This is a genomic window from Bizionia sp. (genome assembly GCF_048259285.1).
In the GTDB taxonomy this organism is placed as follows: domain Bacteria; phylum Bacteroidota; class Bacteroidia; order Flavobacteriales; family Flavobacteriaceae; genus Algorimicrobium; species Algorimicrobium hallyeonense.
In genome coordinates, this window is sequence record NZ_JBLXHU010000074.1 from 1 (window position 1) to 6,867 (window position 6,867).

Sequence of the window (6,867 nt, forward strand, 5' to 3'; positions counted from 1 at the left end):
AAAAAGGGATAAGTGGAAATAGGATGGTCACAGATGAAATTTGAAACGAGAAAGGTGACAAGAGCAAGCTGAGGCGTGAGAAGTGAGGACTGAAAGGTGAAAAGTGAAAAGTGAAAATTGAAAAGTGAGGAGTGAAAAGTTCTTAAGTTATCGGGTTAATTAGGAATTAGGGATGAGGTGTGTGTTGATTGGTTCATAAGTTAATGATATAATTAGATATTGTGGTATAGAGTTAATGGGTTATTGACGTAATGTATTGCGACATATTAGGACACGATTTTCACGGATTAACACGACTTGGTGTGGTAAGATTCGTTGATTATTTCAGGGAGTTCCAGGGAGAATTTTCACAGAGATACGCGGAGTAATTTTAAAATGGATTAAATAGTTGATGGCTTTTTGGAAAGTAGCCCTACTATTGATGAGATTGCTCACATCGTATTATTTTAAAAAAAATGGTGTTCGTGAATGCTTTGCATTTGCCGCGTTGTTCCTGTGTCACTTCCTGCCTAATGACAGGCAGGCTCGCAATGACAGCATTTTTTAAATCCGGATGGTAAAATGTTCTTTCCGTTGTTCCTTTCTAAAAAATACAAAGCCCCAGAAAAAGGTGTCGATGGTAACGGTTACTTGCGGGTGTTGTTTGATGATTTCCCAAGCTTGGGTCATGCCTTCTGACCAATAAATATCATCAAAAATAAAAATGGTGTCGTTGTGGACTGATGGGAGGAGGGTTTCAAAATATGCTATGGTGGCTTCTTTGGTATGGTTGCCATCAAAAAAGATCAGATCCCAAGCCTGTTGGGTTCTGGTATTGAGATGTTGGCTGAAATTACCTGTTAAGAATTGGATGTTTTTATAATTGGCTAAGGCCGATTGTGCAAACTTGGAACAATTTGGGCAACCTTCAATAGTTGTGATTTTTGCTTGTGGACACCCCAAATGCATGGCGTGGGTTGCAATGCCTAATGATGTGCCTAATTCTAAAATATGTTTGGGTTGAAAATAGCCCGTTAAGCGATACCATAATTTAGCGCGCTTTAACGGTGTGCCAGATGTTTTGGCTATTTCAGCAATGCGTCTTTGCTTGTTGGTTGTTTTTTTAGAGCCTGATCCTAAGTCCGTTAGATTGATGGTTTCTGGACTTCCTAATACTTGCTTTCTATACGTTTTTAATTCCTGATAAGCTGGGTATTCTGTTTTATCGTAGAAGCATTTCGTGATTAAATCATATACAAAAGGAGAATGGACACCGTGTTGGTTGGTTGATTTTAAAAGGAACGGTATATATTTTTTTTGTTGGTACACGGTTTCGTATTCAGTGTTCAGTGTTCAGTGTTCGGTTTTTGGTGGTTGTTCTCGATACATCCCTCCTTGCGGTGGGACACTCGAACTGACGGGTTCCGAGACAAGGTTCAAGGTTATTAAGTTATTAAGTAAACCGTTACATAAAACATTAAAGTCATATAACTACTTGTTTGTTTACGTCACTGAAAACTGCGACTGTAAACTATTCTTACTCTTCTAGCTTTGAACTTAAATCAAACCAGCGCATTTCTTTTTCATCAATCTCATCTAGAATCTTTTGTAATTTTTCAGATAAGGTGTTGATTTCATCGGGTGTTAAGTCTGGGTTTAGGAATTCCTTTTCCATGGCCTGCTTATCATGTTCTAGACTGCTTATTTTACTTTCAAGGTTCTTGTATTCCTTTTGTTCGTTATAGGTTAATTTGATGTTATTATCTTTCTTCCAATTTTTCTTTTCCTTCTTGTCATCCTCTTTAGATTCGGGTTCTTGGCTGTCCTCATACGTTCTGAAATCGGAGTAATTCCCCGGGAAATCTTCTACAAGCCCTTCGCCGCGAAATACTAATAAGTGATCGACAATTTTATCCATAAAATACCGGTCGTGAGACACCACCATTAAACAGCCTGGGAAATCTAAAAGAAAGCTTTCAAGTACATTTAGGGTTACAATATCTAGGTCGTTTGTTGGCTCATCCAGAATTAAAAAGTTTGGATTTTGAATTAATACGGTACATAAGTACAGTCGTTTACGTTCGCCACCACTTAATTTTTCAACAAAGTCATATTGTTTTTTTCTGCTAAATAAAAAGCGTTCCAGCAATTGCCCAGCACTAATTTGACTCCCTTTTTTAAGTGGTATATACTCCCCAAATTCTTTAATTACATCAATAACCTTTTGGTTGGGTTTGATGGTAATACCGGCTTGGGTATAGTATCCAAATTTTACCGTTTCACCAATGACTACTTTACCGGAGTCTGGTTTTTGGGATTGGGTAATAATATTTAAAAAGGTGGATTTACCCGTTCCATTCTTACCAATAATTCCAATACGTTCGCCCTTTTTAAAGGTGTATTCAAAATTATCTAAAATGGTTTTGTCTTTAAAACTTTTACTGACTTTATGGAGTTCTAATATCTTACTGCCTAGGCGTTCCATATTTAGTTCTAATTGGACTTGATGGTCCTGGCGTCTTTGATTGGCACGGTGTTTAATATCGTGAAAATCGTCTATTCGCGATTTGGATTTTGTGGTTCGTGCTTTGGGCTGCTTGCGCATCCAATCCAGTTCTTTCTTAAAGAGTTGCTTGGCTTTCCCTGTTTCCGTCGCTTCATTTTCAATACGTGCTTCGCGCTTCTCGAGATAGTATGAGTAGTTTCCTTTGTAGGTATGTAATTGCCCATGGTCTAACTCAATGATTTCATTACACACACGCTCTAGAAAATACCGGTCGTGTGTTACCATAAAGAGTGTTATTTGCTCTTTAGCAAAGAAATCCTCTAGCCACTCAATCATTTCTAAATCCAAATGGTTGGTAGGCTCATCTAAAATTAATAAGTCTGGCTTTTTAAGTAAGGCGTTTGCCAAGGCCAGACGTTTTTTCTGACCGCCAGACAAGGCGCTCACTTTTTGATTGAGGTTATCTAGTTTTAATTGAAATAGGATTTGCTTGTATTGGGTTTCAAAATCCCAAGCCTGATTGCTATCCATTAACTCAAAAGCTTTTTGGTAGGCTTCGGCATCATCGGGGTTTTCCAAGGCTTTCTCGTAATCCTTAATAACCTTTAAAATGGGGTTGGAGGTATCAAAAATAGCTTCTTCCACGGTTAGGTTTGGATTGAGTTCGGGGTCTTGGGACAGGACGGCCACCGTAATGTCTTTTCGGTAGATGATTTGGCCCGAATCGGCTGTGTCCTTTCCAGATAGCATATTTAAAATAGAGGTCTTCCCCGTTCCATTTTTAGCCACAAAGGCAATTTTCTGATCTTTATGGATGCTAAAGGACAGGTTTTCGAATAGCGTTAATTCGCCATAGGATTTCGATATATTTTCAACAGTCAGGTAGTTCAACGTCTATTTTTTTGCAAAGAACGTAAATAATTCAAAATTTATACGATAAGTTTTGATATTCCTACTGAAAAGCTATATTTGTGAAGAAACTTGCACCCTCAACATGAAGCATTTATATGTTATTATACTTGGTTTAATCGCCTTGCTATCTGTGTCTTGTATACCCAATAAAGAGTTGGTTTACTTGCAAAATAAAGAAGCTGCCACCGATTCGACGCAAGTTATTATTGAAAAACAAAAACCCTATCGTGTACAAATTAACGATATCCTTAATATTCGTGTAAAAGCGATGGATCAACGGAATATTCAAATGTTTAACCCAACGGGCGAGCGGGATTTAAACGCGTCTGGAGACGAACGTGCCTTTTTTGATGGGTTTACGGTGGATATGCATGGGAATATTCGGATCCCTATTTTGGGTGAAGTGAACGTTTTGGGTTATACGACCGAGGAGATAGAACGTATGTTAGAAACCAAGTTGTTAGAAGAAGAACTTAAGGAAACCTCTAATATCTTTGTGACTGTGAAGTTAACAGGCCTGCGATTTACCGTTACTGGCGAAGTGGGGAGTACGGGAACGCAAACCTTGTATCAGCCCCGCGTAAATATTTTTGAAGCCTTGGCCAATGCCGGCGATGTCATGGTTACTGGAGACCGCAAGGATGTAACCATAATTAGGCAGTACCCGCAAGGGCAGAAAATACATCATTTGAATTTACTAGATGTTAGCGTCATGGATTCGCCGTATTATTATATCCAAATGAATGATATTATTTATGTGAAGCCGTTGAAACAAAAGTCTTGGGGAACCGGTGTAACCGGCTTGCAAACTTTAGGGACGATCATTACCGCTTTATCTCTAGTTACAACCACTTTATTACTTATAGACAGGCTCTAAATTATGGCAGATTACGATTATGAAGACATGGATTCAGGCGACGGTGGGAGTATTAACTTCGACTTCAAGGGGTACTTATTTAAAGTTTTAAATTTATGGAAGTTTGTGCTTGCTTGTATTGGTGTGGCTTTAATTATTGCCTACTTCATCAATGTGCGCAAGCAGAATATTTATAAGCTTGAATCGCTTATCTCTGTAGAAAACGATCAGAACCCTTTTTTTACTGCCAATACTAGTATTTCTTTTAATTGGGGTGGTGTTTCAGGGAAAATGGGTAAAACCATTACCACCTTACAAACGCGAACGCATAATGAAAAGGTTGTTGATTCGTTAAAGTCTTATATGAACTATTTTAGGGAAGGCAAGTACCGTAAAATAGATATTTATAAACAAGCGCCTTTTGTGTTTACTCCTGATTTGTCTCAACCACAATTGCTAGGTCACTTTATTGGGATTCGGTTTTTATCCCCATCTACTTTTGAAGTGTTTACAGCGTTTGAATCGGAGTCGGGTTCAGGACAGCGTTATGACACTAAAGAACGATTAGCTGTTTCTTTGCCTATAGGGCCATTTCAACAGGAATTTGCCTTGGGGGAGGTTGTTAATTTACCCTTTTTTCATGGTGTTGTGACTTTGCGTCATGACCGTGTCATTAAAGCTGGACAGGAATTTTTTATGCAGTTTAGTAATTTTGATGGGGTTGTTAATGGGTATCAGAGGGGAATTAATGTGAGTCCATTTAGTAATGCTTCAGCTTCTGTCCTGCGTTTGAGTTTAGCTGGAACTAATAAGTCTAAAATTGTAGATTACCTAAATACCACCGCCGTTATTTTAAGTGAAACGGAGTTGGAACGCAAAAACCTGTATGCCACCAATACGATAAAGTTTATAGATAGTAGTTTGAACGCCGTTAACACCAATTTAAAAGACTTTGGTGATGAAATGAATGCCTTTAGAAAGCAGAATAAGGTGTTTGATGTATCCACAGAAATGGCGGATATTTCGAGTAAACTTAAAGAATTTGAGATTCAAAAGGAGGCGGAAAATACAAAGCTCAATTATTTAGACGCTTTAGAGAAGTATCTCCAAACAAAAACGGACTATACGAGTATTGCGGCGCCATCCTCTGTGGGGATTGAAGAAAGTAATATTCAAAGTAGTGTTGCTAAAATAACGGCGTTGGCCATTGAACGCCAGGGCTATGAGTATACCACGCGTGAGAGTTCGACTATATTTAAAGATTTGGATCGGCAGATAGATGCTGAAAAGAATGTGCTTTTAGAAACGATAAATGCTACTAAAAGTACGATTCGGATTCTGATGAATAGTCTGAATACTAATATTGCTAATTTGGAGGCTAAATTAAGTGGTTTGCCAGAAGATCAACAAGAATTTTTAAAGATTCAGCGTAAGTTGGATATTAGTCAGGAAGCCTATAATTTATATATGGATAAGCGGAGTGAGGCTGCTATTGTAAAGGCCGCCAATATTTCGGATATTAGTATTGTAGATGAAGCCAAGGATATAGGTGGGGGACTTATAGGTCCTAATAAATCCTTGAACTATATGATGGGCTTGATGCTGGGATTCTTTATTCCGATGTTTCTCATATTCGTCATCTTTTTATTGGATCATACCATTCATGGCTCTGATGAGGTGGAGCGCCTGTCTAAAATTCCTATTTTGGGATTAATTGGTAAGTACCGCTACCATAATAATTTGGTGGTATTTGAAAAGCCTAAATCGGCTGTTGCCGAATCCTTTCGGTCTATTCGGTCTAGTTTGCAATTTATTCTCAATAAAAACCCCAGAGAAGGTGGTCGGACAATTATGATTACTTCTTCAGTGAGTGGGGAAGGAAAGACCTTTTGTTCTATAAACATAGCTACGGTTTACGCTTTGAGTGGTAAGAAAACCATTCTGTTAGGGCTGGATTTACGTAAGCCTAAAATATTTGACGATTTTAATTTGACTAATGATACGGGGATGGTGAATTACTTTATTGGCGAATCGGATTTTGCTTCGGTTGTTAATCGCACCCATATTGAAAATTTAGATGTGGTTCCTGCAGGTCCTATCCCTCCAAACCCTTCGGAGTTATTGATGAGCGGGAATATGGAAACACTGATTGCTGAACTCCGTCAGACTTACGATATTATTATACTTGATACGCCTCCTCTAGGATTGGTTACCGATGCTTTGGAATTGGTAAAATATGCTGATACCTCTATTTTTATGGTGCGTTTGGATTATACTAAAAAAGGCATGCTCCAATTGATTAATGCCAAATATCGGGGTGGTGAAATAAAGAATATCAATTTTGTCTTGAATTTCTATAAGCATAAAACCAATCATAATTACGGTTATGGCTATGGTTATGGCTATGGTTACGGCTATGGTGTTTATGGGAATGCTTATCATGAAGATGATAAAAAAGGCATTATTGGTAAAATAAAACAGTTTTTAAAGCGGATATGATGCGGTTGGAGGTGAGAGATGTGAGGTGAGAGATGTGAGGTGAGTGGTTAGAGGTGAGAGATGTGAGGTGTGAGGTGAGAGGTTAGAGGTGAGAGATGTGAGGTGTGAGGTGAGA

At 38.4% G+C, this 6,867-nt stretch carries 4 protein-coding genes; 2 read left to right on the top strand and 2 right to left on the bottom strand.

Annotation, left to right across the window (positions count from 1 at the left end; translation table 11 throughout):
- Nucleotides 1-543 precede the first annotated feature (543 nt).
- Together ACN0QX_RS14920 and ACN0QX_RS14925 are read right to left on the bottom strand one after the other, a co-directional pair.
- On the bottom strand, nucleotides 544-1,308 hold the full coding sequence (locus tag ACN0QX_RS14920; protein WP_417198117.1) for an O-methyltransferase: 765 nt from the start codon (nucleotides 1,306-1,308) through the stop codon (nucleotides 544-546).
- 208 nt (nucleotides 1,309-1,516) lie between these two features.
- Nucleotides 1,517-3,376, bottom strand: a complete 1,860-nt coding sequence (locus ACN0QX_RS14925; protein WP_417198119.1) for an ABC-F family ATP-binding cassette domain-containing protein — start codon at nucleotides 3,374-3,376, stop codon at nucleotides 1,517-1,519.
- 103 nt (nucleotides 3,377-3,479) lie between these two features.
- Here ACN0QX_RS14925 and ACN0QX_RS14930 point away from each other — a divergent pair, with 103 nt between their 5' ends.
- Both ACN0QX_RS14930 and ACN0QX_RS14935 read left to right on the top strand, forming a co-directional pair.
- Nucleotides 3,480-4,274, top strand: a complete 795-nt coding sequence (locus ACN0QX_RS14930) for a polysaccharide biosynthesis/export family protein (protein WP_248395129.1) — start codon at nucleotides 3,480-3,482, stop codon at nucleotides 4,272-4,274.
- A 3-nt stretch (nucleotides 4,275-4,277) separates the two neighbouring features.
- Nucleotides 4,278-6,752 carry an exopolysaccharide transport family protein gene (locus tag ACN0QX_RS14935; RefSeq protein WP_248395128.1) on the top strand — a complete coding sequence of 825 codons (2,475 nt, stop codon included), beginning with the start codon at nucleotides 4,278-4,280 and terminating at the stop codon, nucleotides 6,750-6,752.
- The last annotated feature ends 115 nt before the right edge of the window (nucleotides 6,753-6,867 follow it).

Bases quoted from the DNA above. Each gene is read 5' to 3' on its own strand.
- ACN0QX_RS14930 (WP_248395129.1), top strand. From the start codon at position 3,480: ATGAAGCATTTATATGTTATTATACTTGGTTTAATCGCCTTGCTATCT.
- ACN0QX_RS14935 (WP_248395128.1), top strand. From the start codon at position 4,278: ATGGCAGATTACGATTATGAAGACATGGATTCAGGCGACGGTGGGAGT.